The sequence below is a fragment of the Pseudomonas sp. DR48 genome (assembly GCF_019823085.1).
GTDB lineage: Bacteria > Pseudomonadota > Gammaproteobacteria > Pseudomonadales > Pseudomonadaceae > Aquipseudomonas.
Genome location: NZ_CP081946.1, coordinates 1,959,215 through 1,982,954, shown reverse-complemented (window position 1 = coordinate 1,982,954; position 23,740 = coordinate 1,959,215). Strand labels below are relative to the sequence as shown.

The 23,740-nt window shown below is 60.0% G+C and carries 24 protein-coding genes; 11 read left to right on the top strand and 13 right to left on the bottom strand.

Annotated elements, in window-relative coordinates; genetic code table 11:
* Window positions 1-3: 3 nt before the first annotated feature.
* The 3 genes from K5K95_RS09110 to K5K95_RS09100 all read right to left on the bottom strand — a co-directional run bounded on the left by K5K95_RS09110 (window position 4) and on the right by K5K95_RS09100 (window position 4,085).
* Window positions 4-1,662 (bottom strand): Na/Pi cotransporter family protein, encoded by a 1,659-nt coding sequence (locus K5K95_RS09110; RefSeq protein ID WP_222589174.1) that lies wholly within the window; start codon window positions 1,660-1,662, stop codon window positions 4-6.
* Between the two features lie 265 nt (window positions 1,663-1,927).
* On the bottom strand, window positions 1,928-2,692 hold the full coding sequence (locus K5K95_RS09105) for a TerC family protein (protein ID WP_222589173.1): 765 nt from the start codon (window positions 2,690-2,692) through the stop codon (window positions 1,928-1,930).
* Window positions 2,693-2,777: 85 nt separating this feature from the next.
* Complete coding sequence (locus K5K95_RS09100) at window positions 2,778-4,085, bottom strand: CitMHS family transporter (RefSeq protein WP_222589172.1); 1,308 nt, start codon at window positions 4,083-4,085, stop codon at window positions 2,778-2,780.
* Window positions 4,086-4,404: 319 nt separating this feature from the next.
* Between K5K95_RS09100 and K5K95_RS09095 the strand changes: the two genes are divergently transcribed.
* Window positions 4,405-4,806 carry a GFA family protein gene (locus K5K95_RS09095; protein WP_222589171.1) on the top strand — a complete coding sequence of 134 codons (402 nt, stop codon included), beginning with the start codon at window positions 4,405-4,407 and terminating at the stop codon, window positions 4,804-4,806.
* Here K5K95_RS09095 and K5K95_RS09090 read toward each other — a convergent pair whose 3' ends face one another.
* A complete protein-coding gene (locus K5K95_RS09090; RefSeq protein WP_222589170.1) occupies window positions 4,807-5,133 on the bottom strand; it encodes a DOPA 4,5-dioxygenase family protein in 327 nt (108 codons plus the stop codon).
* Window positions 5,134-5,215: 82 nt separating this feature from the next.
* Here K5K95_RS09090 and K5K95_RS09085 point away from each other — a divergent pair, with 82 nt between their 5' ends.
* A complete protein-coding gene (locus K5K95_RS09085; protein WP_222589169.1) occupies window positions 5,216-5,887 on the top strand; it encodes an NAD(P)-dependent oxidoreductase in 672 nt (223 codons plus the stop codon).
* Here K5K95_RS09085 and K5K95_RS09080 read toward each other — a convergent pair.
* Entirely contained in the window at window positions 5,874-6,824 is a 951-nt protein-coding gene (locus K5K95_RS09080; RefSeq protein WP_222589168.1) for a choline sulfate utilization transcriptional regulator, read from the bottom strand. The genes K5K95_RS09085 and K5K95_RS09080 overlap by 14 nt on opposite strands.
* 114 nt (window positions 6,825-6,938) lie before the next feature.
* Between K5K95_RS09080 and betC the strand changes: the two genes are divergently transcribed.
* The 3 genes from betC to K5K95_RS09065 all read left to right on the top strand — a co-directional run bounded on the left by betC (window position 6,939) and on the right by K5K95_RS09065 (window position 11,109).
* Window positions 6,939-8,453, top strand: coding sequence for a choline-sulfatase (betC, locus tag K5K95_RS09075; RefSeq protein WP_222589167.1), 1,515 nt, complete (start codon window positions 6,939-6,941; stop codon window positions 8,451-8,453).
* 16 nt (window positions 8,454-8,469) lie between these two features.
* Window positions 8,470-9,390, top strand: coding sequence for a choline ABC transporter substrate-binding protein (gene choX, locus K5K95_RS09070; protein WP_222589166.1), 921 nt, complete (start codon window positions 8,470-8,472; stop codon window positions 9,388-9,390).
* A 150-nt stretch (window positions 9,391-9,540) separates the two neighbouring features.
* Entirely contained in the window at window positions 9,541-11,109 is a 1,569-nt protein-coding gene (locus tag K5K95_RS09065; protein WP_222589165.1) for a SulP family inorganic anion transporter, read from the top strand.
* Window positions 11,110-11,223: 114 nt separating this feature from the next.
* Here K5K95_RS09065 and aroE read toward each other — a convergent pair whose 3' ends face one another.
* Both aroE and hemF read right to left on the bottom strand, forming a co-directional pair.
* The gene (gene aroE, locus K5K95_RS09060) at window positions 11,224-12,045 is read right to left on the bottom strand and encodes a shikimate dehydrogenase (protein ID WP_222589164.1); all 822 of its coding nucleotides are present in this window, start codon (window positions 12,043-12,045) and stop codon (window positions 11,224-11,226) included.
* Between the two features lie 13 nt (window positions 12,046-12,058).
* Entirely contained in the window at window positions 12,059-12,973 is a 915-nt protein-coding gene (gene hemF / locus K5K95_RS09055) for an oxygen-dependent coproporphyrinogen oxidase (protein ID WP_222589163.1), read from the bottom strand.
* Between the two features lie 163 nt (window positions 12,974-13,136).
* Here hemF and K5K95_RS09050 point away from each other — a divergent pair, with 163 nt between their 5' ends.
* Complete coding sequence (locus tag K5K95_RS09050) at window positions 13,137-14,114, top strand: NADPH:quinone reductase (protein ID WP_222589162.1); 978 nt, start codon at window positions 13,137-13,139, stop codon at window positions 14,112-14,114.
* A 106-nt stretch (window positions 14,115-14,220) separates the two neighbouring features.
* Here K5K95_RS09050 and K5K95_RS09045 read toward each other — a convergent pair whose 3' ends face one another.
* From K5K95_RS09045 to K5K95_RS09035, 3 genes are all read right to left on the bottom strand, one after another.
* Window positions 14,221-14,778, bottom strand: coding sequence for an L-threonylcarbamoyladenylate synthase (locus K5K95_RS09045; protein WP_222589161.1), 558 nt, complete (start codon window positions 14,776-14,778; stop codon window positions 14,221-14,223).
* A 54-nt stretch (window positions 14,779-14,832) separates the two neighbouring features.
* Window positions 14,833-15,933 carry a DNA-processing protein DprA gene (gene dprA, locus K5K95_RS09040; RefSeq protein ID WP_222589160.1) on the bottom strand — a complete coding sequence of 367 codons (1,101 nt, stop codon included), beginning with the start codon at window positions 15,931-15,933 and terminating at the stop codon, window positions 14,833-14,835.
* 80 nt (window positions 15,934-16,013) lie between these two features.
* A complete protein-coding gene (locus K5K95_RS09035; protein WP_222589159.1) occupies window positions 16,014-17,039 on the bottom strand; it encodes a LysM peptidoglycan-binding domain-containing protein in 1,026 nt (341 codons plus the stop codon).
* A 167-nt stretch (window positions 17,040-17,206) separates the two neighbouring features.
* On the opposite strand from K5K95_RS09035, the gene def reads away from it, so the two are divergent.
* From def to K5K95_RS09010, 5 genes are all read left to right on the top strand, one after another.
* Entirely contained in the window at window positions 17,207-17,713 is a 507-nt protein-coding gene (gene def, locus K5K95_RS09030; RefSeq protein WP_090177534.1) for a peptide deformylase, read from the top strand.
* Window positions 17,714-17,770: 57 nt separating this feature from the next.
* Window positions 17,771-18,730 (top strand): methionyl-tRNA formyltransferase, encoded by a 960-nt coding sequence (gene fmt, locus K5K95_RS09025; RefSeq protein ID WP_222589158.1) that lies wholly within the window; start codon window positions 17,771-17,773, stop codon window positions 18,728-18,730.
* Window positions 18,727-20,037, top strand: a complete 1,311-nt coding sequence (rsmB, locus tag K5K95_RS09020) for a 16S rRNA (cytosine(967)-C(5))-methyltransferase RsmB (protein ID WP_222589157.1) — start codon at window positions 18,727-18,729, stop codon at window positions 20,035-20,037. Before fmt ends, rsmB begins: the two co-directional genes overlap by 4 nt.
* 23 nt (window positions 20,038-20,060) lie before the next feature.
* Window positions 20,061-21,434 (top strand): Trk system potassium transporter TrkA, encoded by a 1,374-nt coding sequence (trkA, locus tag K5K95_RS09015; protein ID WP_208670713.1) that lies wholly within the window; start codon window positions 20,061-20,063, stop codon window positions 21,432-21,434.
* Between the two features lie 165 nt (window positions 21,435-21,599).
* Complete coding sequence (locus tag K5K95_RS09010; protein ID WP_222589156.1) at window positions 21,600-21,914, top strand: tetratricopeptide repeat protein; 315 nt, start codon at window positions 21,600-21,602, stop codon at window positions 21,912-21,914.
* Here K5K95_RS09010 and K5K95_RS09005 read toward each other — a convergent pair whose 3' ends face one another.
* The 3 genes from K5K95_RS09005 to tag form a co-directional block, all read right to left on the bottom strand.
* Window positions 21,915-22,154, bottom strand: a complete 240-nt coding sequence (locus K5K95_RS09005; RefSeq protein WP_222589155.1) for a PilZ domain-containing protein — start codon at window positions 22,152-22,154, stop codon at window positions 21,915-21,917.
* Window positions 22,155-22,226: 72 nt separating this feature from the next.
* Window positions 22,227-23,114 carry a lysophospholipid acyltransferase gene (locus tag K5K95_RS09000; protein ID WP_090177553.1) on the bottom strand — a complete coding sequence of 296 codons (888 nt, stop codon included), beginning with the start codon at window positions 23,112-23,114 and terminating at the stop codon, window positions 22,227-22,229.
* Between the two features lie 40 nt (window positions 23,115-23,154).
* The gene (tag, locus tag K5K95_RS08995; RefSeq protein WP_222589154.1) at window positions 23,155-23,712 is read right to left on the bottom strand and encodes a DNA-3-methyladenine glycosylase I; all 558 of its coding nucleotides are present in this window, start codon (window positions 23,710-23,712) and stop codon (window positions 23,155-23,157) included.
* Window positions 23,713-23,740 lie beyond the last annotated feature (28 nt).

Sequence of the window (23,740 nt, the reverse complement as noted above, 5' to 3'; positions counted from 1 at the left end):
CGTTCAAGGCGAATGCGTAATGTCAGCCAAATCGTCGACGGCGAGCGCGCCAGTGTCAGACGTTTCCAGCACCACATAAGCGCTGCTGCAAAACAACGAATTCAAGCGCTTCATGTCGGCGATCAGTTCCAGGTGCAACGAACTGGTCTCGATACTCTGTACGATTTTACGTTGCAACCGGCTGACATGCGCATGGGCCAGGCGGCGTTCCTGTGCGCGAAAGCGACGTTTCTCACGCAGTAACTGGCGGGCACTTTCCTTGTCGGCACTGAGGAACACCGACAATCCCAGGCGCAGGTTAGAGATTAGCTGAGTGTGCAATCCTGCAAGCTCTTCCAGGCCGACCTCGGAAAAAGACCGGCGCTGCGAGGTTTTCTGCTGCTGGACCTTGCGCAACATGCGCTCGATCAGATCGCTGGCAAGTTTGAGGTTGATCGCCAATTCGATGATTTCTGCCCAGCGCCGGCTGTCTTGATCGCTGAGGTCCTCACGAGGCATCTGCGCCAGATAGAGCTTGATCGCGCTGTAGAGCGCTTCGACATCATCGGTCAGCCGGCGCATTTCCTGGGTGACAGCACTCTGTTTGCCGCGCAGCACGTCGAGCATGGCTTCAAGCATGTTGTCGATCAGATCGCCAATGCGCAGGGTTTCCCGGGCGGCGTTGGCCAGCGCCAGGCTTGGCGTGAGCAGGGCCGTGGGATCAAGGTGCCGCGGTTTGGCCGTGCCATTGAGCTCCGGGCGCTCGGGCAGCAGCCACGCGCAAAGCCTGGCCATCGGACCGACGCTGGGTAACAGGATCAGGCATCGCGCGGTGTTGTAGAGCAGGTGGAAGCCAATGACCATTTCCTGAGGGCTGAAATCCAGGCTGTCGATCCAGTGCACCAGCGGATCGAGTACCGGAATGATCAGCAGCAGGCCGATCAGCTTGTACAACAGGCTGCCCAGCGCCACCTGACGACCGGCGGCGTTTTGCATGCTGGTGCTGAGGAACGCCAGGATGCCGCTGCCGATATTGGCGCCAATCACCAGACCAATGGCCACTGGCAGACTGATCACCGCAGCTCCGGCCAGGGTTGCCGTCAGCAGGACGGCGGCCAGGCTGGAGTAGGAAATCATCGCGAACATCGCGCCGACCAGGGCATCGAGCAGAATGTCACCGGTCAGTGAGGCGAAAATCACCTTCACGCCCTGCGCATGAGTGATGGGCGCGGCAGATTCGACAATCAATTGCAGCGCCAGAATGATCAGGCCCAGGCCAATACTGACGCGGCCCATCTGCCCAAGCCGCGTCTGTTTGCGAGACAGAAAGAAAATCACCCCGAGGAAGATCAGCAGCGGCGACAGCCACGACAAATCGAACGTCAGCACCCGCGCCATCAGCGCCGTGCCGACGTCGGCGCCGAGCATGGTCGCCAGGGCCGGCGTCAGCGCCATCAGGCCTTGGCCGACAAAGGAAGTGACGAGCATGGCGGTGGCGTTACTGCTCTGGACCATCGCGGTCACGACGATTCCGGAGATGAAAGCCAACCAGCGTTTGGACATGTTCTGGCCGATGACATGGCGCAGATTGGAACCGAAGACCCGCAAGATGCCGGTTCGGACGATGTGCGTGCCCCAGATCAGCAAGGCCACGGCGGATAACAAATTGAGCAGGGTGAGCATAAGGGCCCCCTGTGGTGTTAGCGCCCCAGAGGGGCAAGTTGACGGTGCCGCGCGACGTTCTACGTTTTGTACTTAAGCTGTAGTTGGCTAACGGCCTGCGCGCCAGCATCGCACAGCTAAAGAAGCGATTGAAACAAAACTGTCATGAAAACAGGTTGATGCGGATGTGAAAAAGGGGCCGAAGGCCCCTGCAATTCATGTGAGAGCAAGCTCGCTCCCACAGGTTTTGTGCACTGACTGACACCAGCCAGTGCACAGGTTCGGGTTATTGCCCCGGAATGTCCTTGCGCAGTTTCACCGGTTCCTGCTGCTTTTTCTTCGCCATCGCGGTGCGCATCTTGATGTTGATCGCTTCAACCGCCAGCGAGAACGCCATGGCGAAGTAGACGTAGCCTTTTGGAACGTGCACGTCGAACGACTCGGCAATCAGCACCGTACCGACGATCAACAGGAACGACAGCGCCAGCATCTTCAGCGACGGGTGCTTGTCGATGAATGCGCTGATGGTGCCCGACGCCCACATCATCACCAGCACGGCAACAATGATCGCCGCGACCATGACCGGAACGTAGGAGACCATGCCGACCGCAGTGATCACCGAGTCCAGCGAGAACACGATGTCGATGATCGCGATCTGAATGATGGTGTAGAAGAAGTTGCCGCCCTTGCCGCCCGGCTCTTCATTGCTTTCGTCTTCGCCTTCGAGCGCGTGATACATCTCTTGCGAGCTCTTCCACAACAGGAACAGGCCACCGAAGAACAGAATCAGGTCACGCCCGGAAATGCCTTGGCCGAACACTTCGAACAGGTCGGCGGTCAGGCGCATGACCCAGGTGATCGACAGCAGCAACAGGATCCGCGTGACCATGGCCAGCGCCAGGCCGAAAATCCGCGTGCGCTGTTGCATGTGTTTAGGCATGCGGCTGACCAGGATCGAAATCATGATGATGTTATCGATACCCAGGACGATTTCCAGGGCGGTCAGGGTAAAGAAGGCAACCCAGATTTCAGGGTTGGTCAGCCATTCCATGTGTATTCCTTTGAGCGAGTGTTAAACCATAAAGGGCCCGGGCTTCAAACCGCGAAGCCTGGACCCCTTACGGTGAGTCTTGGGCTTATAGAGTGCTGAACAGAGGAAAGATCCCCATCAGCAATGCTGCAACCAGTATGCACATGCAGACCAGCACTGCCCATTTCAGGGTGAAGCGCTGATGGTCACCAAAATCGATACCGGCCAGGGCCACCAACAGGTAAGTCGACGGTACCAGCGGGCTCAACAAGTGGACGGGCTGACCAACGATCGAGGCACGTGCCATTTCAACCGCGGTTATACCGTAGTGACTGGCTGCTTCGGCAAGTACTGGTAACACGCCGTAATAAAATGCGTCGTTCGACATGAAAAACGTAAACGGCATGCTCACCAGCGCGGTGATCACGGCCAGGTACGGGCCGAGGAAATCCGGGATAACCGCCAGCAGGCTTTTCGACATGGCGTCGACCATGCCGGTGCCCGACAGGATACCGGTGAAGATACCGGCCGCGAAGATCAAACCGACTACCGCCAGCACGCTACCGGCATGGGCCGCGACGCGGTCCTTCTGCTGTTGCAGGCATGGATAGTTGACGATCATCGCGATACTGAACGCCACCATGAACAGCACTGGCAGCGGCAACAGGCCGGCAATCAGGGTGCACATCAATGCGAACGTCAGGGCACCGTTGAACCAGATCAACTTCGGACGACGGGCATCCGGGAACTGCGAAACGCTGATTACACTGTGGTCGACTTCTTCGCCCACCAGGTGCAATTCACCCAGACGCGCACGCTCACGTTTGCCGTAGAAGTAGGCGATCAGGAGGATAGCCACCACGCCGGCGGCCATTGCCGGAATCATTGGTACGAAGATCGCGGAAGGGTCCACATGCAGCGCACTGGCCGCACGGGCGGTCGGGCCGCCCCACGGGGTCATGTTCATCACGCCTCCGGCGAGGATGATCAGACCGGCCATGATTCGCGGGCTCATGCCAATGCGGCTGTAGAGCGGCAACATGGCGGCCACACAGATCATGTAAGTGGTCGCGCCGTCACCGTCCATGGACACGATCAGCGCCAGTACGGCGGTGCCGACCGAAACTTTCAGCGGGTCGCCCTTGACCAGTTTGAGGATCTTGCGCACGGCCGGGTCGAACAGGCCGGAGTCGATCATCAGGGCGAAATACAGAATGGCGAACATCAGCATCACGCCGGTCGGCGCGAGTTTGGTGATGCCTTCGAGCATCATCGGGCCGATCTTCGGCGCAAAACCGCCGAACAGGGCGAAAACGATCGGGATGATGATCAGGGCGATCAGCGCGGACAGGCGCTTGGTCATGATCAGGAACATGAACGTGATGACCATGGCAAAGCCAAGGAAAGTCAGCATAGGAGTACTCCAGGCATAGCGCGGCTAGGGAATGGGCGAACCGGTTGGGGTCAGCGCAGAACGGGAAGCGCGAGGCGTATGAACGGAGTGACAGCGAAGCGGCGGGTAGCAGAGGACATCAGGATCACCATTGTTGTTGTTAAATGGACCGTGCGAGCAATCAAACACGCGCTTTGGCCAACCGGTCTGTTGCCGGCAGTGGGGGCGATCCTAATCGGGGAAGCTTTCAGCCAGCTTTCGTTGACGAAAGCATTGACCGGATGTGCAACCGGTCGTCGGACAGGGCTTATGTCCCGGAATACGGGACAGGAGGAGAAAAATGAATGACATTCATTCGGGCGGCTGTCACTGCGGACATCTGCGCTATCAATTCAACGGGCCGTTGCACGACATCGCCCACTGCCATTGTTCAATTTGCCGGCGGGTCAGCGGCGGGATCGTGACCACCTGGATCACAGTGCCCGCATCGGCGTTCCAATGGATGAACGGGACGCCGGCGCAGTACGCGTCCTCGTCCACCTGCCTGCGCTATTTCTGCCCGACGTGTGGGGCACAGATGGCGTTGGTGTCACGCCTCAGCCCGGAGACTATCGACGTGACCATCGCCACCCTTGACCACCCGGAGCATGCACCGGCCGAGCGGCACATCTGGACGGACAACCAATTGCCCTGGCTGCACCTGGACGAACACTTGCCCGGCGAAGCGCAAGAAAGCCTCTGATCAAAAAACAGACAGGTCCAGCGGACGGACCGCGCCCATCCAGATCGCGTGCTCTGTGTGGTCGAGCAAATCGTTCCCCGTATCAGGGTGCAGGAACACCACCAGCCCCTGGCGATTGAGCGCCAGCCAGGGCAGCACTTCGCCAAGCAGTTCCGGGGCAAAAGCCAGTTGGCAGCTCCAGTCCGGGTGCGGACCGACGGGGCGCTCATGCACGCGTCCCATCCTCAGCGGGAATAGCTGTGCCGCCCGCTCACAGATATCCCGCGCCCGCTCGATGCTGTCGGCGTCAAAATAGACATGGGCGTGATAGCCCTTGATCTGCTGCATCTCAATCCCTCTTAAACCCGTTCGAACCCTCACCGTTCCCCACAGGTCACACGTCATATACGTAGAAAACAAGGACTCAGCCATGAAAAATGCCGAAACCCCCGTTGTGAAAGTGGTGCTTTATGGTGCCATGAGTAGCCTGGGCAGTGCGCTGATGGCTGAAATGCTGCGGCGCCAGCATGAAGTCATCGCGATTCTGGACGACCTGACGGCCCTCGCGCCACGCCCGGGTTTGCGCACCAAGACCGGTGACCTGTTTGAGGCTGAACGGGTGAAGCAAAGCGTTGCAGGCAGTTCAGCGGTTATCTGTTTGCTCGACGCGCCAGGGCTGCCCTTCAACAGCGACAGTGTGGAAAAGACCATCGTCCCGGGCCCGGTCGAGCAAGTGCTGGCTGTGGATGCGTTGGTTGAAGGTATGCAGGCCGCGGGCATTTCCCGGCTGTTTCTGGTGGGGGATTTCGAGGTACTGGACGATCTGGAGACTGACGATAGCCTGCAACGCCATGCCGCCGAGGAAATCCGCGAAGCGCTTCAAAGCAGTGCGTTGCACTGGACGCTGGTGAACGCGCCACGTGGGGTGCCCGGGCTGACCATCGAACATTTCAGCCAGGTCAGCAGCAGCCTGGAACCGGGGCTGGCAGAACCGCTTGAGCGGTTGAACCGCGTCGCCGTCGGCATTGCCGATGAGCTTCAGCTGAACCTGCACGTTCGCGAGCACGTCAATTTTGTAGCGGTGGACGCTAAACAGCGATAGACGGCAACGCAAGGCCGGTAAGCGATTGCGCACTGCTGGCTTGTTCTGCCATCAACCAATCGACAAATAGCTGGATCAACGCTCCCCGCCGTTTGCGTTGAGGCAACACCACGTAATAGCCGAGCCTGGAAATCACCGTGTCTGCAATCGGCCGGCACAACAAACCTTGTGCCAGCAAGTTATCCACAAGGTGACGCCAGCCGATCGCCACGCCTTGGCCGCCAATCGCGGCTTGAATCAACAGCGTGTAATTATCGAAACGCAATTGCCCCGGCGCAGGCGCTGAAGTGATGCCCAGCTCGCGAAACACGCCGCTCCAATCGAACCAGTTACTGCTGTTTTCTCCGCGTAAATGCAGCAGCGGAAATTCCAGCAATGATTGAGCGGGCAAGGGCAGGGGACGGTCCTTCAACAACAGCGGGCTGCACACCGGAAACACTTCTTCGCTGAACAGCCAATGGCTTTCGCCCTGTTTGAAGCGCCCGTCGCCGAACAGCACCGCCACGTCGATATCGGTGCGCAGCATGTTGTGGTTGCGCTCGCTGGTAACCAGGCTCACATCCACTTGCGGATTGGCGGCATGAAAACGGTGTAATCGCGGCATCAACCAATACGCGGCAAACGCGAAGTCGGTGGCGACCTGCAAGACCTCGTGTTGCTGTTGTGCGGTTATCGCGCTCAATCCTGCGTCGATATTCTGCAAACCGAGCTGAACCTGCTCGAAAAGAATGATCCCGGCTTCCGTCAGTTCAATGCCGCGATAGATACGGTCGAACAGCCGTGTGCCGAGTTGTTCTTCCAACCGCTTGATCTGCTGGCTGATGGCCGGTTGCGTTGTTCCAAGCTCCACTGCGGCGGCGGTGAAACTGCGTTGACGGGCAGCCGATTCAAAAGCGCGGAGCAAATCCAGCGACAAATCACCGAGGGATTCATACATAAGCTGTGCTTATCCTAGTCATTGCCGTGCATGGGCTTTACCACAACAAGCATGGACTCCATGCTCGATTGCAGCACTCTCGCATAAATATTCACTATGGAATGCCGCGATCACATGAAGCGCAAGAATATTCTTTTCATCATGGCCGATCAGATGGCCGCGCCAATGTTGCCGTTCTACGGCCCTTCGCCCATCAAACTGCCTAATTTGAGTCGCCTCGCCGCCGAAGGCGTGGTGTTCGACGCCGCCTATTGCAACAGTCCACTCTGCGCGCCGTCGCGTTTCACCCTGGTCAGCGGTCAATTGCCGAGCAAGATCGGCGCTTACGACAACGCGGCCGATTTCCCTGCCGACGTACCGACATACGCTCACTACCTGCGTCGACTCGGCTACCGCACCGCGCTCTCGGGCAAGATGCACTTTTGCGGCCCGGACCAACTCCATGGCTACGAAGAACGCCTGACCAGCGATATTTACCCGGCCGACTACGGTTGGGCCGTGAATTGGGATGAACCGGACGTCCGTCCGACCTGGTATCACAACATGTCGTCGGTGCTGCAAGCCGGGCCGTGCGTGCGCACCAATCAGCTGGATTTCGATGAAGAGGTGGTGTTCAAGGCCCAGCAATACCTGTTCGATCACATCCGTGAGGATGGCGATCAGCCGTTTTGCCTGACCGTGTCGATGACCCATCCACACGACCCGTACACCATTCCCAAAGCTTTCTGGGACCTGTACGACGATGCCGACATCCCATTGCCTGAAACTCCCGTGCAGACCTCGCTCGACCCGCACTCCCAGCGTTTGCTCAAGGTCTACGACCTGTGGGACAAACCGCTGCCTGTGGATAAGATTCGCGACGCGCGCCGCGCTTACTTTGGCGCTTGCAGCTATATCGACAGCAACGTCGGCAAACTCCTGCAAACCCTCGAAGAAACCGGGTTGATCGATGACACCATCATTGTCTTCTCTGGCGATCACGGCGACATGCTCGGCGAGCGCGGCCTCTGGTACAAAATGCATTGGTTCGAAATGGCCGCGCGAGTGCCTTTGCTGATCAGTGCACCGGGGCAATTCGGGGCTGGCCGGGTCAGTGCGTCTGTTTCCACCGCCGACCTGCTGCCCACCTTCGTGGAACTGGCCGGAGGTTCGCTGGAGCCAGGCCTGCCGCTGGACGGCCGCTCGCTGGTGCCGCATCTGCAAGGGCAGGGCGGTCACGACGAAGTGTTCGGCGAATACATGGCCGAGGGCACCATCAGTCCTTTGATGATGATCCGTCGCGGCGCCTACAAATTCATCTACAGCGAAGACGACCCTTGCCTACTCTTCGATGTACACAATGACCCGCGTGAGCAAGAAGAACTCAGCCAATCGCCGCAGCATCGGCAGCTGTTCGAGGATTTTCTCGCCGAGGCGCGGGCCAAATGGGACATTCCGGCCATTCACCAACAGGTGCTCGCCAGCCAGCGACGCCGGCGTTTCGTCGCCGATGCGCTGACCATCGGCAAGCTGAAGAGCTGGGATCACCAGCCGCTGGTGGACGCCAGTCAGCAGTACATGCGCAACCACATCGATCTCGACGATCTGGAGCGCAAAGCACGTTATCCACAACCCTGCCAAAACCAATAATGTTAAGGGGAAGTCCATGCAAAAGTTATCCACAGTACTGACGGTCGGGCTTTTGGCTCTGGGCAGCGCATCGGTTTACGCCGACCAAAGCTGCGACACGGTGAAAATGGCCGACCCTGGCTGGAGCGACATCGCCGCGACCAACGCCATCACCGGGTTTCTGCTGGATGGCATGGGCTACAAGGCCAAGGTCGACACCCTCGCGGTGCCGATCACCTTTGGCGGGTTGAAGGATGGCCAGGTGGATGTATTCCTGGGTAACTGGATGCCAGCGCAGCAGGGCTTCTACGACAAGTTCGTGGCCACCGGCGATGTCACCCAACTGGCGAAGAACCTCGACGGTACCGAGTTCACACTGGCAGTCCCGGATTACGTGTGGGACGCGGGTGTGCATAACTTTGCCGACCTGAATAAATTCGCCGACAAGTTCGACAAGAAGATCTACGGCATCGGTTCGGGCGCTCCGGCGAACATTTCGCTGCAAGAGATCATCAAGAAGAATGACTTCGACATGGGCCAGTGGAAACTGGTCGAGTCCAGCGAGCAAGCGATGCTGGCCGAAGTGTCTCGCGCGGTGAAGAAACAGAAATTCGTGACCTTCCTCGGCTGGACCCCGCACCCGATGAACGTGCAGCTGAAAATGCATTACCTGAAGGGCGGCGAGAAGTATTTCGGCGACACTGGCAGCGTCCACACGCTGACGCGCAAAGGTTATGCACAGGCCTGTCCGAACGTTGGCAAGTTGCTGACCAACCTGAGTTTCACCCAGGAGATGGAAAACAGCATCATGGCCGAGGTGGTAAACAAGAAGGTCAGCAATGCCGATGCGGCCAAAGCGTGGATCAAGGCAAACCCGGCGGTGCTGGACAAGTGGCTTGACGGTGTGAAGACCGTGGACGGGAAGGATGCGTTGACGGCAGTGAAAGCCAAACTTTAAGGTTTGCAGACGCTATCGCGAGCAGGCTCGCTCCCACAGGATCACCGTGAATATGTGGGAGCGAGCCTGCTCGCGAATCGATTTATGCCCTTGCGCCTACGCAACTGACACACCACCCTGACGCCTTACAGTCACTCACCGAGAGGATCCATGGCCTTCCCCAGCCGCCATTCACTCTTCCCCTTCCTTTCCTGGTTGCCCCGGCAAACCCGCGCCAGCGTCGGCCGTGACCTGATTGTCGGACTCAGTGGCGCCATTCTCGCGTTGCCGCAATCCATTGCCTACGCACTGATCGCCGGTCTCCCGCCCGAATACGGCCTCTACGCTGCGATCATCCCGGTGTTGATTGCCTGCCTGTGGGGTTCGTCGTGGCATTTGATCTGCGGTCCGACGGCGGCCATTTCCATTGTCCTGTACGCGAGCGTCAGCCCACTGGCGGTTCCTGCGACCCAGGACTACGTGACGTTGATCCTGTTGCTGACCTTTCTGGCCGGCATTTTCCAATGGCTCCTGGGTTTGCTGCGGTTTGGCGCGCTGGTGAATTTCGTCTCGCACTCGGTGGTACTGGGTTTCACCCTCGGCGCGGCGGTGGTGATTGCCATCGGCCAACTGCCGAACCTGCTGGGGCTGGACCTGCCCAATCAAGCCACGGCGTTGAACAGCCTGATGATGCTGTTGAGTCATCTCGGTGAGATGGACAAGCCTTCACTGGTACTGGGCGTGGCAACGGTCGTGGTGGGCGTGATCCTGAAAATGCTGCTGCCACGCTGGCCGACGCTGCTGATCACCTTGGTGTTGAGCGGATTGCTGGTGTGGGTTTGGCCATCGATGTTCGGCCATGTGAAGTTGGTTAGCGCGTTTGTCGGGCGGCTGCCGCCGTTCAGCCCGCTGCCGCTGGACCTGGATCTGGTCCTGCGCCTGCTGCCCAGCGCCGTGGCCGTCGGAATGCTCGGGTTGGTGACGAGCCTGTCGATTGCCCGTTCCTTGTCGGCGCGCTCACAGCAATTGCTCGATGCAAACCAGGAAGTCCGCGCCCAGGGGTTATCGAACATTGTCGGTGCGTTCTTTTCCGGATCGCTGTCGGCCGGCTCCTTCACCCGTTCGGGCCTTAGCTACGAGGCGGGTGCCTGCTCACCGTTGGCTGGTGTCTTCTCGGCCATGTGGGTGGCACTGTTCGCGATCTTTGGCGCGGTGCTGATCGCGCACATTCCGATCCCGGCGATGGCGGGCAGTATTTTGCTGATCGCCTGGGGCCTGGTGGATCATCGCGGCATTCGCGCGTTGTTGCGGGTCAGTCGCGCCGAGTTCCTGGTGATGGCGCTGACCTGTGTCGCCACGCTGCTGCTGGAGTTGCAGACGGCGATTTACGCCGGGGTGCTGGCGTCCTTGTTCTTCTATCTCAAACGCACTTCGCAGCCGCGCGTGCAGCATTGGCGCGAAGGCGATGAAGATATTCTGCGGGTCGGCGGGTCGATCTTTTTCGGCGCCAGCCATTACCTGCAAGTACGTCTGCAACGCATGCACGGCGCGCGGGTCGTGATCGAGGCGCAGCAGATCAACTTTATCGACTATTCGGGGGTGGAAATGCTGCATCAGGAAGCACGACGGCTTCTGCGCCAGGATCGCAGCCTGACCCTGCGCGGTGCGCGCCCGCCAGTGATAGAAGAATTGAGAAAGCTCGAAGGCGCGGAGAAATGCCCGATCCGGTTTGAGGATTGATCCGTCATGGCGCAAATCCCCTGTGGAAGCGAGCTTGCTCGCGATGGCGGTCGTTCTGATACATCAATGTTGGATGTACCGTCGTCATCGCGAGCAAGCTCGCTCCTACAGTAGTTACAGGGCGAGTTGCCGGCGCAGTTCGGCCAGCACTGGCGCCGTGTCCGGACGCACGCCGCGCCACAGGAAGAAGGCTTCAGCCGCTTGTTCGGCCAGCATGCCCAAGCCGTCCATCGACACTGCCGCGCCGTGTTCACTGGCCCAACGACAGAACGAAGTCGGCTCTTTGCCGTACATCATGTCGTAGCACACTGTTTTGCCCGGTTCGATCAGGCTGCTGGCAATCGGCGGCACATCGCCCGACAGACTCGCCGACGTCGCATTGATGATCAGGTCCACCGGCTCGCGCAACCAGTCGAAACCGCTGGCTGATACCGGCCCCAAGTCGCAGAACAGCTCCGCCAGTAGCTCGGCTTTTTCCACTGTACGGTTGGCGATGATTACCGACGCCGGCTGCTCGGCCAGCAACGGTTCCAGCGCGCCACGCACCGCGCCGCCAGCGCCGAGCAGCAGGATGCGTTTGCCCTTGAGGCTGAAACCGGCGTTGACGGTCAAGTCGCGCACCAGCCCGGCACCGTCGGTGTTGTCACCGAGCAGCGTGCCATCGTCGAGTTTGCTCAAGGTGTTTACCGCGCCAGCCCGTTGGGCCCGTTGCGTCAGGCTGTCGGCCAGGCGAAAGGCATCTTCCTTGAACGGCACCGTGACATTCGCCCCACGGCCTTCGAGGAAAAATTCCCGGGCGAAACCGGAAAAATCGTCGAGTGGCGCCAGCGAAGTGCTGTAATCCAGTTCCTGAGCGGTTTGCTCGGCAAACAAACGGTGAATCAGCGGCGACTTGCTGTGGCCAATCGGGTTACCGAATACGACGTAACGGTCCATCAGAACTCCTCGTTCAGGCTTCGGCCAACCAATCGCGATCTTGCAGGAAGTATTCGGTCAGGCGTGCTTCTTCGCTACCGGGCTCGGCTTTCCAGTCGTAGCTCCAGCGCACTTGCGGCGGCAGCGACATGAGGATCGACTCGGTACGCCCGCCCGATTGCAGGCCGAACAGCGTGCCACGGTCGTAGACCAGGTTGAACTCGACGTAGCGCCCGCGACGGAATTCCTGGAATTCACGCTGCTGGGCAGTGAACGGATCCTGTTTGCGGCGTTGCATGATCGGCAGGTAGGCGTCGATGTAGGCGTCACCGATGGCGCGCATGAAGGCGAAACTGGTGTCGAAGTCCCACTCGTTCAAATCATCGAAGAACAGACCGCCGATGCCACGCGGCTCGTGACGGTGCTTGATGTGGAAGTAGCTGTCACACCAGGCTTTGTAGCGCGCGTAGACGTCCGGACCGAACGGCGCACATGCCTGCTCGGCGACACGGTGCCAGTGCACGCAGTCTTCGATGTTGCCGTAGTAAGGGGTCAGGTCGAAGCCACCGCCGAACCACCAGACCGGTTCTTCACCTTCTTTTTCCGCGATGAAAAAGCGCACGTTGGCGTGGGAAGTCGGCACGTGTGGGTTGTGCGGGTGAATCACCAGCGACACGCCCAGGGCTTCGAAGCCACGTCCGGCCAGTTCTGGCCGATGAGCGCTGGCGGACGGTGGAAGACCGCTGCCAAAGACGTGAGAGAAGTTGACGCCGCCCTTTTCAATCACCGCGCCGTTTTCGATCACTCGCGTGCGACCTCCGCCACCGGCGGGCCGGGTCCAGGCGTCTTCGACGAAGTGCGTGCCGCCGTCTTCGGCTTCCAGGGCAGCGCAAATACGGTCTTGCAGGTCGAGCAGGTAGGCTTTTACGGCCTCGGTGCGGGTCGTCATGTCATCACCTTGAATCGGGCAAAGCTACGCGGCGCTCCATCGGAGCAGGGGGCGGCGCAAACGGGCGCGTAGCATAACATCGCAGATGGGCCTGCCGCAGTTGACGAAGGTCAAGCTTAGGAGTCCGATAGGGAGCTTCGCACATGACCTAAGGAGAGTTCTGATGGCAAAGCGTATTCAGTTTCGCACCCATGGCGGCCCCGAAGTCCTCGAGTATGTCGACTATCAACCCGCCGAGCCCGGCCCGCAGCAGGTTCGCGTCACCAACAAGGCCATCGGCCTGAACTTCATCGATACCTACTACCGCAGTGGTCTCTATCCACTACCCGCCCTGCCATCGGGCCTGGGTGCGGAAGGCGCGGGCGTGGTCGAGGCTGTCGGCAGCGAAGTCACCCGCTTCAAGATCGGTGATCGTGTGGCGTACGGCAGCGGCCCATTGGGCGCTTATAGCGACGTTCATGTGTTGCCGGAGGCCAATCTGGTGCACCTACCGGATGCCATCAGTTTCGAACAGGCTGCCGGGGTGATGCTCAAAGGCCTGACCGTGCAGTACCTGTTGCGTCAGACCTATGAACTCAAGGGCGGTGAAACCATTCTGTTCCACGCCGCGGCCGGCGGTGTCGGTTCGCTGGCTTGCCAATGGGCCAAGGCTCTTGGCGTGAAGCTGATCGGAACGGTCAGTTCGCCGCAAAAGGCGGCGCTGGCAAAAGCCAACGGTGCCTGGGCAACCATCGATTACAGCCACGAAAACGTGGCACAACGCGTGCTGGAATTGACGGACGGGAAGAAAGTCCCGGTGGTGTACGACGGCGTCGGCAAGGACACGTGGCTGACGTCGCTCGACAGCGTTTCTCCGCGCGGTCTGGTGGTGAGCTTCGGCAATGCGTCCGGAGCGGTCGATGGGGTGAACCTGGGGATTTTGGCGGCGAAGGGATCGTTGTACGTCACCCGGCCGACGCTGGCGACTTACGCCAACAACGCCGAAAACCTGCAGCGCATGGCGGATGAGCTGTTCGAGATGATCATCAGCGGAAAGTTGAAAGTCGACATCAGCCAGAAGTATCCGCTGGCTGAAGCCGCTAAGGCGCAGGCTGAGTTGTCGGCGCGGCGGACCACAGGCTCGACAGTTTTGTTGCCCTGAAGGACGCCATCGCGAGCAGGCTCGCTCCCACAGTTGACCGGGTTTCCTCAGAGGAATGCGGTTAAATGTGGGAGCGGGCTTGCTCGCGATTGGCAGCGCCGCGATCTTAATCCGGGCGAATCACGTCGCCCGTCGCCAGATCTCGAATCACGCTCGGATTCTTGCGCCCGCCCAGATTCCCGCCCAACACGTAATCCACCTGCCCACGGAAATACTGCTCGACGCGAATTCGCGTACGCGCCGCCGGCCGGCCCTGCGGGTTGGCCGACGTCGAAACCAACGGCCCGACCACCGCGCACAAATCCCTCACCAGCGGGTGATCGCTGACACGCAGCGCCACCGTTTCATGCACGCCGGTAATCCACTGCGGCAACATATTCTGATGCGGCACCAGCCAGGTGTTCGGCCCCGGCCAGGTGCTGGCCATGCGATCCATCCACAATTCAGGAAAGTCTTCAAAGAGGAAGTCGAACTGGCGGATGTTGTCAGCCACCAGAATCAACCCTTTTTCCACTGACCGTCCCTTGATCGCCAGCAGACGATAGACCGCCTCTTCGTCCCACGGGTCGCAACCCAGGCCCCACACGGCTTCGGTTGGATAGGCGATCACCGCCCCTGCGCGAACGGCTTGTGCGGCTTGTTGCACACGCCAACTGTTGACCATGAAAAACTCTCCGGAATAAGGCTCTGCGCAGTTTACCGATCTTCCTTATAAAACCTAGCTCACCCGTGCAAACCAACGCCCGCTTTCGCAGACTGCCCGGCCGTCCATTTCCAGCTCCGTCAACGCCGCCAGCACTTTGGACAAGGCCCAGCCGCTGCTCACGGACAACGCTTCACTGGTGTGGGGCGCGGCGTGCAGTAGTTTGAGCAACGGATGCGTCACCGCTGGAGTCTCTGTGGATAACGGCAACCGTTGCCAGCCGCGTAGCGCTTCAAGGATATGTTCAATGGTTTCCACCAACACTGCGCCGTCGCGGATCAATTGATGACAGCCCTTGGCGCCGGGATGATGGATCGATCCCGGAATCGCGTAGACCTCGCGCCCCTGTTCCGCCGCCAGCCTCGCGGTGATCAACGAACCGCTCGCAATACTGGCCTCGACCACCAGCACACCCAGGGATAAACCGCTGATGATCCGGTTGCGTCGAGGGAAGTTGCCAGCGCTAGGACCGGCGTCCAGCGGGAACTCGGAAAGCACCGCGCTACCCGATGCAATCATGGCGTCCGCCAGCCGTCTATTGCGCTGTGGATAAAACTTTTCAAGTCCCGTGCCAAGTACACCGACCGTTCGACCGCCCACGTCCAAAGCGGCCTGATGCGCGGCAGCATCGATGCCCAGCGCCAGACCGCTGGTAATGACGAAACCGGCACCGGCCAGACTGCGCGAAAACGCCGTGGCGGTGTCCATGCCCGGTCGCGAGGCGCGACGACTGCCGACCATCGCCAGCTGCGGAATCTCCAGGATCCCCGGATCACCCGCCACAAATAACAGCGGCGGCGCATCGCTGATCTGCGCCAGCAACGCCGGGTAGTCAGGCTGGTCCCACATTAATAAATGCTGGCCCGGACGCTCTATCCAGGCCAATGCGTGGCTCGCGCCATCGCGCACTTCCTGGGCCCGTCGCGCTTCGGCGCAGGCCAGCGGCAAGCCCAACGAGCGCCAGGCGCTGGCCGGTGCGCTGATGGCTTTGGAGGCCGATCCAAACGCTTCAAGCAGTTTGCGAAAACGTGCAGGGCCGATTTCCGGCAAGCGGTGCAGGCGTAAACGAGCTTCCAGTTCCGCAGGGGAAACCGGTGTGACGGCAGACAGCGACATGGATCATCCTTGATCGTTATGAGCCCCGTTCAAACGGGAATAAGCTGTGGATAACTCTGTTGGTAACTTGTGGAGCAGGCTTACGGATTTCGCACCTTGTCCATGACGGCCAAGGAGCGCGACGCGGTGAGTACCAAACCGTAACTAAGCTTGTCGTAGGTGCGGAAAACCATCAGCAACCCCGCGCGCTCATCGGGAATTTTCAACGGTTGACCGGTGATCCGGTCACGTACGGTTTCGCCGGTTTTCATCACCACCAGCACGTTGCCTTCAACCAGACCATCGCGCTGGCCTTTGTTCAACGTGACAACATCCAACGCACCAATCTGGGTAACCCCGCGCGGCACATCGATAATCAAGCCGTTGACCGGCGTCTTGGGCGCGCTGGGCATGAAGGTCGAGTTGATGGATCGCTCTTCCCCACTGAACAAACGGTCACCCAGTCGAACTTCCTGGGTCGTGCGTTGCAGCGCAAGGGTGGCGACGTCACCTTCGGTGGCGACAATCTCGCCGCCGCCGATGTCGTCGGCGTTGATCCCCAGAAACTCTTTGCTGTCGGGATCGGTATAGACCTTGCCCTGACGGAAGATGCCGTAGACCGGCTGGTTCGGGTCGAAATGGCCGCGGGCGAAGATGCGATCGCCGGTGCCGCTGAGCACGCGTTCGGCATCTCCGGCGACGATGTAGGGCGCCTTGTCGAAGTCCTCGACCTTGTCGACGATGCGGTTGCTCAACAAGAAACTGTTGATCGATTTCAGCGGAATGCTCGGGATTGCATCAGCCACCGGCGCGCTGCGTACCCGAGGCGAGAGCTTGATAGTGCCCCGGGAAGCGCCGCGGTTGAGGGTCAGGCGCGGCTGGCCATTGACGTAGACCAGCGACAACGAATCGCCTGGATAGATGAGATTGGGGTTTTCGATCTGCGGGTTGGCCTGCCACAACTCTGGCCATTTCCATGGCTCTCGCAGAAATTTGCCCGAAATGTCCCAGAGTGTGTCCCCCGCGACCACCGTGTATTGCGCTGGAAAACCTTCCTTGAGTTGCACCTGCCCGTGCGCCAAACCGGCCGAGGCCAGAAGGAGCAAGGCGAGTAGTGATTTCCTCATGCGGTGAATCCCTTTATTATGTGCGTTCGCGTGAAACGCCAGAGCCCTCGTGGCTCGCTCATCTATTCTGAAAAGAACAGGGAGCTACGCTTCACAACGGTAGCCGGCATCTTCGGACCCGCCAGGCCATCGCCCGACTTTACCTCACACGTGCAGCAATTAAGCTTATGGCCATTTTAGACATCCTCGAATTCCCCGACTCGCGCCTGCGCACGATCGCCAAACCGGTGACCGTAGTGGACGACGAAGTGCGTCAGTTGGTCGATGATATGTTTGAAACAATGTATGAAGCGCCAGGCATCGGCCTCGCCGCGACCCAGGTCAACGTGCACAAACGTATCGTCGTGATGGACCTCTCCGAAGACCGCAGCGAACCGCGGGTGTTCATCAACCCCGAATTCGAAGCGCTGACCGACGAGATGGAGCAATACCAGGAAGGCTGCCTCTCGGTGCCGGGTTTCTACGAAAACGTCGACCGTCCGCAGAAGGTCAAGGTCAAGGCCCTGGATCGCGACGGCCAGCCTTACGAACTGATCGCCGAAGGCCTGCTCGCGGTGTGCATCCAGCACGAATGCGACCACCTGAATGGCAAATTGTTCGTCGACTACCTGTCCAACCTCAAACGCGACCGAATCAAGAAGAAACTGGAAAAGCTCCATCGCCAGAACGCTTGATGCCCTCCTTTCAAAGGCTTGCCGCGGCAAGCCTTTTTCTTTTCAGAGATTGCTCCCATGACTGAGCCACTGCGCATCGTCTTTGCCGGCACCCCGGAATTCGCCGCCGAACACCTCAAGGCCCTGCTCGACAGCCCTTACGAGATCGTCGCGGTCTACACCCAGCCGGACCGTCCGGCGGGTCGCGGGCAAAAACTGATGCCGAGCCCGGTCAAGCAACTCGCGCTGGAAAACAACATCCCGGTGCTGCAACCGCCCACCCTGCGCAACGAAGACGCCCAAGCCGAATTGGCTGCACTCAAGCCGGACTTGCTGGTGGTGGTCGCCTACGGCCTGATCCTGCCGCAAGCAGTGCTGGATATTCCGCGCCTGGGTTGCATCAATAGCCATGCCTCGTTGCTGCCGCGCTGGCGCGGTGCGGCGCCGATCCAGCGCGCCGTCGAAGCGGGCGATAGCGAAAGCGGCGTGACCGTGATGCGCATGGAGCTGGGCCTGGACACCGGGCCGATGCTGCTCAAAGTCACCACGCCGATCACCGCTGAAGACACCGGCGGCAGCCTTCATGACCGTCTGGCCGAAATGGGCCCACCGGCTGTGATTCAGGCGATTGCCGGCCTCGCCGCCGGCACGCTGAAAGGCGAAGTGCAGGACGACAGCCTCGCCACCTACGCGCACAAATTGAACAAGGACGAAGCACGCATCGACTGGAACCGCCCGGCGGTAGAGTTGGAGCGTCTGGTCCGTGCCTTCAATCCATGGCCGATCACCCACAGCACGCTGAATGGCGAAGCCCTGAAAGTGCTGGCCGCGAGCGTTGCCGAAGGGCAGGGCGCACCGGGGGAAATCCTCAGCGCCAGCAAGGACGGCTTGATCGTCGCCTGCGGTGAGCGGGCTTTGTGCCTGACCCGTTTGCAATTACCCGGCGGCAAGGCGCTGAATTTCAGCGACTTGTTCAACAGCCGTCGTGAGAAATTTGCCGTCGGCACCGTGCTCGGCCAAACGGCGGACGCTCAATGAACCCGCGTCTGGCCGCCGCCAAGGCACTGGCTGCTGTGCTCAACGGTAAAGCATCCCTCAACAGTTCGTTGCCGACGCAAATGGACAAGGTTGAAGACCGGGATCGCGGCTTCACCCAGGACCTGGCGTTCGGTACCGCGCGCTGGCAACCGCGTTTGTCGGCGCTGGCGGCCAAGTTGCTGCAGAAGCCGTTCAAGGCGGCGGACGCCGATGTCGAGGCGTTGTTGCTGGTCGGTCTCTACCAATTGCTCTACACCCGCGTTCCGGCCCACGCCGCCATCGGCGAAACCGTAGGCTGCGCCGACAAGCTGAAAAAACCCTGGGCCAAGGCCTTGCTCAATGCCGTGCTGCGCCGCGCCCAGCGTGAAAGCGAAGCGCTGCTGGCCGAACTGGAACATGATCCGGTGGTGCGCACTGCCCATCCACGCTGGCTGCAGAAATCCCTGAAGGCCTTCTGGCCTGAGCAGTGGGAAGCCATTTGCGCGGCGAACAATGCACATCCGCCGATGATTCTGCGGGTCAACCGTCGCCATCATTCACGCGATGCGTATCTGGGGCTGCTAACCCAAGCCGGCATCGCCGCCACGCCGTGCATTTACAGCCGGGACGGCATCATCCTAGAAGCAGCGACCGACGTGCGCAGCTTGCCGGGCTTCGCCGAAGGCTGGATCAGTGTGCAGGACGAAGCGGCGCAACTGGCCGCTGACCTGCTCGACCTGGCGCCAGGCCAACGGGTGCTGGACGCCTGCTGCGCGCCAGGCGGCAAAACCTGCCACATTCTCGAGGCCGAGCCAAAACTGGCGGGCGTCGTGGCGGTGGACCTGGAAGCCAAGCGTCTGGTGCGAGTGCGCGAGAACCTTGCGCGCCTTGGCCTGAGCGCCGACCTGATCGCCGCCGATGGCCGCGACACCGCCACCTGGTGGGACGGCAAACCGTTTCAACGCATCTTGCTCGACGCGCCGTGCTCAGCCACCGGCGTAATCCGTCGTCACCCGGACATCAAGCTGACACGCCAACCCGACGACATCGCCGCATTGGCGGTGCTGCAAGGGGAGCTGCTCGACGCCCTGTGGATAACTCTGGAAGTCGGCGGGATTCTGCTTTACGCCACCTGCTCCACGCTGCCGACCGAGAACACCGAGGTCATCGAAGCGTTCCTCGCTCGCACGCCGGGTGCCCGTGAACTGGACCTCGCCACAACGGCCGGCATCAAGCAGCCGCACGGTCGCCAGTTGCTGGCCCAGGAAGGTGGCCACGACGGTTTCTACTACGCCAAGCTGATCAAGATCGCCGCCGCGCGCGGTTAACGGGATTCCAAGGGAGTGACTGGATGAAAATCATCATCCTCGGCGCAGGGCAGGTCGGCGGTTCGTTGGCGGAACACTTGGCCAGCGAGGCCAACGACATCACGGTGGTGGACACCGATGGCGATCGCCTGCGAGATCTCGGTGATCGGCTGGACATCCGCACCGTGCAGGGCCGCGGCTCGTTGCCGACGGTGCTGCGCCAGGCCGGCGCGGATGACGCCGACATGCTGGTGGCAGTGACCAACAGCGACGAAACCAACATGGTCGCCTGTCAGGTCGCCCACACCCTGTTCCACACCCCGACAAAAATTGCCCGGGTCCGCGAAGCGGCGTATCTCACGCGATCCGAGTTGTTCGATAACGACGCGATTCCGGTGGACGTGCTGATCAGTCCGGAACAAGTGGTCACCAACTACATCAAGCGTCTGATCCAGCATCCGGGCGCCTTGCAGGTGATCGACTTCGCCGAAGGCAAAGCACAATTGGTGGCCGTGAAGGCGTACTACGGCGGACCGCTGGTGGGTCAGCAACTGCGTCAGTTGCGCGAGCACATGCCAAACGTTGAAACCCGTGTAGCGGCGATTTTTCGTCGTGATCGGCCGATTTTGCCTCAGGGCGATACCGTCATCGAGGCCGACGACGAAGTGTTTTTCATTGCCGCCAAAGCGAATATTCGCGCAGTGATGAGCGAAATGCGCCGTCTGGATGAAACGTACAAACGTATCGTCATCGCCGGCGGCGGGCAGATTGGTGAGCGTCTGGCCGAGGCGATCGAAAGTCGCTACCAGGTCAAGATCATCGAGATGAACCCGGCACGCTGCCGCCATCTCTCGGACACCCTCGACAGCACCGTGGTATTGCAGGGCAGCGCCTCAGACCGTGACTTGCTGATGGAAGAGAACATTGCCGACGCCGACATCTTCCTGGCCCTGACCAACGATGACGAAGCCAACATCATGTCTTCGCTGCTGGCCAAGCGCCTTGGCGCGAAGAAGGTGATGACGATCATCAACAACCCGGCGTACGTTGATTTGATTCAGGGCGGTGACATCGACATTGCCATCAGCCCGCAACTGGCGACCATCGGCACCCTGCTGGCCCACGTGCGCCGCGGCGATATCGTCAGCGTGCACTCACTGCGCCGCGGCGCGGCCGAGGCCATTGAGGCGATTGCCCATGGTGACGCGAAGTCGAGCAAGGTGATTGGCAAGGCCATCGAGAACATCGGCTTGCCACCGGGTACGACGATTGGCGCGATCATTCGCGATGAGGAAGTGATCATTGCCCACGACGATACGGTGATCGCAGCGGGCGACCATGTGATTCTGTTCCTTGTGGATAAGAAGCATATTCGGGATGTGGAAAAGCTGTTTCATGTGGGGTTGAGCTTCTTCTGATCCAGAAGCTGCGGCGGCCGGTCTGGCCTCATCGCGAGCAGGCTCACTCCCACAGTATTTCTTCAGTGAATACAGATCTTGTGTCCGGCAAAAATCCACTGTGGGAGTGAGCCTGCTCGCGATGGCTATCTTGAAGCTGACCAACCTCTAGAAGGAGTCCACCCAATGCTCGAATCCCTGGAAAAAATGCTTGCCAAGGGTGTGGATAACTCATTGCTGCGCTTCGGCCTGGGCAAGGGTTACCTGGATCTTGGGGAAAACGCCAAAGCGGCCGAGCATTTCACGCGTTGCGTCGAATTTGATCCGAAGTATTCGGCGGCCTGGAAACTATTGGGCAAGGCTCATCTCGCACTCGCGGACTTTGCGGCCGCGCGTCAGGCATGGGAACAGGGTCTGGAAGCTGCCCGCGCCCATGGCGACAAGCAAGCAGAGAAAGAGATGACGGTATTTCTGAAAAAGCTTGAACGCCAGTCGCACTGATCAGAGATAGCGCAAGCCTATGCCATCGGCATCGACCAGCACCACTTCCATACGCACCCGCGGAGCACCTGTGGGTAAGTCCTGCACTTGACCGTAAACCACCGCGCCTCGGGACAACGACGACAAGCGCGGATGCCTGACGTAGACGCCTGTATCCGAAAGATTGCGGGTCTGGCCGAGGCATTCGCCAAAGCTTTCGTGAGTGATCTTGATGCGAAACGATTTGCGAAGTTCGGACATCTTTTGCGCCCTTGAATGAACGGTTGTGGATAACGTTGGCCCCAAGGTTATCCACAGATCATGCCAATCGAGTCAATACCAGCGCTCTTCGCCTGGCGGACGTTTCTTGAAACGTTTCATGCTCCACATGTATTGGCTCGGATAGGCCCGTACATAACGCTCCACGACCTGGCTCATGGCGGCGCAGGAGGTTTCGGTATCCGTGCTGTACATGGCCTCTGGCGCGGCTTCGAGGATCACTTTGTAACCGGAACCGTCCGGCAACCGCAGCGCATGCAGGAACACACCGACGGCTTTACCGCCAGCGAGCATGTTTGGCACGAATTTACTGGTCAGCGCCTGCGTGGCGAAGAACGGTACAAAGATCCCGGCGGATTCGGCCGGTTCCGGGTCAGCCGGAATGCCGACCGCACCACCTTTGCGCACTTCCTTGATAACGCTGAGGATGCCTTCCTTGGTCGAGGCGGCCACCCGGTTGCCCAATTGGACACGTTGCTTGCGCAGCAAATCATCCACCGCCTTAAGCTTGGGCGGACGATAGAAGATGATCGGTTTGCACTGGCTGCAATAGAAGTGGTTCAACACTTCCCAGTTGCCCAGGTGGCTGGTGATGCCGACGACGCCTTTGCCGGAAGCAAGCGCGTCTTTCAACACGTCGAGGCCTTCGACTTCGCGCACCAGGTCGATTGAACGCTGGGCCGGCCAGATCCACGCACAGGCGCTTTCAGTCAACGACTTGCCAATGTCTTTCAGGCTCTGGCCCACCAGGCGCTCACGTTCGGCCGGGTCCATCTCGGGAAAGCACTTGGAAAGGTTGATCCGCACCACGTCGCGGGAACGGTTAGGTGTTTTCCACATGACCCAGCCAATGGCCGAGCCCACGGCTTGCACTGCCCGCCACGGAAGCAAGGCAAACAGCCGCAGAGCGCCTACCAGCAAGGCGCCTTTAAACTTATCCACAGGTCACTCCTGATCTTGTGCTGTGCGCGAGGCGGCTATTCTAACCGCCGTTGGCGAGCTGAGCGTAGCGGTCGCAGTCTTGCGTGTGGTCCATGACCATGCCCGAGGCCTGCATCAGCGCGTAGCAAATCGTCGGGCCGACGAAGGTGAAACCGGCCTTTTTCAAGCCCTTGCTCATCTCCACGGCAACTGGCGTGATCGCCGGTACCTCGGTGCGATCCTTGAAATGATTGATCACAGGAGTACCTCCAACGAAAGACCAGAGAAACTCCACCGGGTCTTCCAGCGTCAGCCAGGCCTGGGCGTTGCGCCGGGCGGCGTTGAGTTTCAGGCGATTGCGAATGATGCCCGGATCGAGCATCAATTCATCGATTTCCGCGTCGCTCATCTGCGCTATGCGTTGTACGTCGAAGCCGAACAGCACCTCGCGATAACGCTCACGTTTACGCAGCACGGTGATCCACGAGAGGCCGGCCTGGAACCCTTCGAGCAAAAGCAACTCGAACAATCCCTGCGCATCGCGTAGCGGCGCGCCCCACTCCTGGTCGTGATAAGCCATGTACAGCGGATCTTCGGAACACCAAAAGCAGCGTGGCATAAGGCTCCAGGGGGCGTGCGCAGCAATG

What these genes read in the sequence shown, in the direction of transcription:
- K5K95_RS09085 (WP_222589169.1), top strand. Translation starts at nt 5,216, where the DNA reads ATGAAAAATGCCGAAACCCCCGTTGTGAAAGTGGTGCTTTATGGTGCC.
- choX (WP_222589166.1), top strand. Translation starts at nt 8,470, where the DNA reads ATGCAAAAGTTATCCACAGTACTGACGGTCGGGCTTTTGGCTCTGGGC.
- tag (WP_222589154.1), bottom strand. Translation starts at nt 23,712, where the DNA reads ATGCCACGCTGCTTTTGGTGTTCCGAAGATCCGCTGTACATGGCTTAT.
- betC (WP_222589167.1), top strand. Translation starts at nt 6,939, where the DNA reads ATGAAGCGCAAGAATATTCTTTTCATCATGGCCGATCAGATGGCCGCG.
- K5K95_RS09095 (WP_222589171.1), top strand. Translation starts at nt 4,405, where the DNA reads ATGAATGACATTCATTCGGGCGGCTGTCACTGCGGACATCTGCGCTAT.
- K5K95_RS09005 (WP_222589155.1), bottom strand. Translation starts at nt 22,154, where the DNA reads ATGTCCGAACTTCGCAAATCGTTTCGCATCAAGATCACTCACGAAAGC.
- K5K95_RS09010 (WP_222589156.1), top strand. Translation starts at nt 21,600, where the DNA reads ATGCTCGAATCCCTGGAAAAAATGCTTGCCAAGGGTGTGGATAACTCA.
- K5K95_RS09105 (WP_222589173.1), bottom strand. Translation starts at nt 2,692, where the DNA reads ATGGAATGGCTGACCAACCCTGAAATCTGGGTTGCCTTCTTTACCCTG.
- trkA (WP_208670713.1), top strand. Translation starts at nt 20,061, where the DNA reads ATGAAAATCATCATCCTCGGCGCAGGGCAGGTCGGCGGTTCGTTGGCG.
- K5K95_RS09090 (WP_222589170.1), bottom strand. Translation starts at nt 5,133, where the DNA reads ATGCAGCAGATCAAGGGCTATCACGCCCATGTCTATTTTGACGCCGAC.
- rsmB (WP_222589157.1), top strand. Translation starts at nt 18,727, where the DNA reads ATGAACCCGCGTCTGGCCGCCGCCAAGGCACTGGCTGCTGTGCTCAAC.
- K5K95_RS09080 (WP_222589168.1), bottom strand. Translation starts at nt 6,824, where the DNA reads ATGTATGAATCCCTCGGTGATTTGTCGCTGGATTTGCTCCGCGCTTTT.
- K5K95_RS09050 (WP_222589162.1), top strand. Translation starts at nt 13,137, where the DNA reads ATGGCAAAGCGTATTCAGTTTCGCACCCATGGCGGCCCCGAAGTCCTC.
- K5K95_RS09035 (WP_222589159.1), bottom strand. Translation starts at nt 17,039, where the DNA reads ATGAGGAAATCACTACTCGCCTTGCTCCTTCTGGCCTCGGCCGGTTTG.
- K5K95_RS09045 (WP_222589161.1), bottom strand. Translation starts at nt 14,778, where the DNA reads ATGGTCAACAGTTGGCGTGTGCAACAAGCCGCACAAGCCGTTCGCGCA.
- K5K95_RS09065 (WP_222589165.1), top strand. Translation starts at nt 9,541, where the DNA reads ATGGCCTTCCCCAGCCGCCATTCACTCTTCCCCTTCCTTTCCTGGTTG.
- K5K95_RS09100 (WP_222589172.1), bottom strand. Translation starts at nt 4,085, where the DNA reads ATGCTGACTTTCCTTGGCTTTGCCATGGTCATCACGTTCATGTTCCTG.
- def (WP_090177534.1), top strand. Translation starts at nt 17,207, where the DNA reads ATGGCCATTTTAGACATCCTCGAATTCCCCGACTCGCGCCTGCGCACG.
- aroE (WP_222589164.1), bottom strand. Translation starts at nt 12,045, where the DNA reads ATGGACCGTTACGTCGTATTCGGTAACCCGATTGGCCACAGCAAGTCG.
- fmt (WP_222589158.1), top strand. Translation starts at nt 17,771, where the DNA reads ATGACTGAGCCACTGCGCATCGTCTTTGCCGGCACCCCGGAATTCGCC.
- dprA (WP_222589160.1), bottom strand. Translation starts at nt 15,933, where the DNA reads ATGTCGCTGTCTGCCGTCACACCGGTTTCCCCTGCGGAACTGGAAGCT.
- K5K95_RS09110 (WP_222589174.1), bottom strand. Translation starts at nt 1,662, where the DNA reads ATGCTCACCCTGCTCAATTTGTTATCCGCCGTGGCCTTGCTGATCTGG.
- hemF (WP_222589163.1), bottom strand. Translation starts at nt 12,973, where the DNA reads ATGACGACCCGCACCGAGGCCGTAAAAGCCTACCTGCTCGACCTGCAA.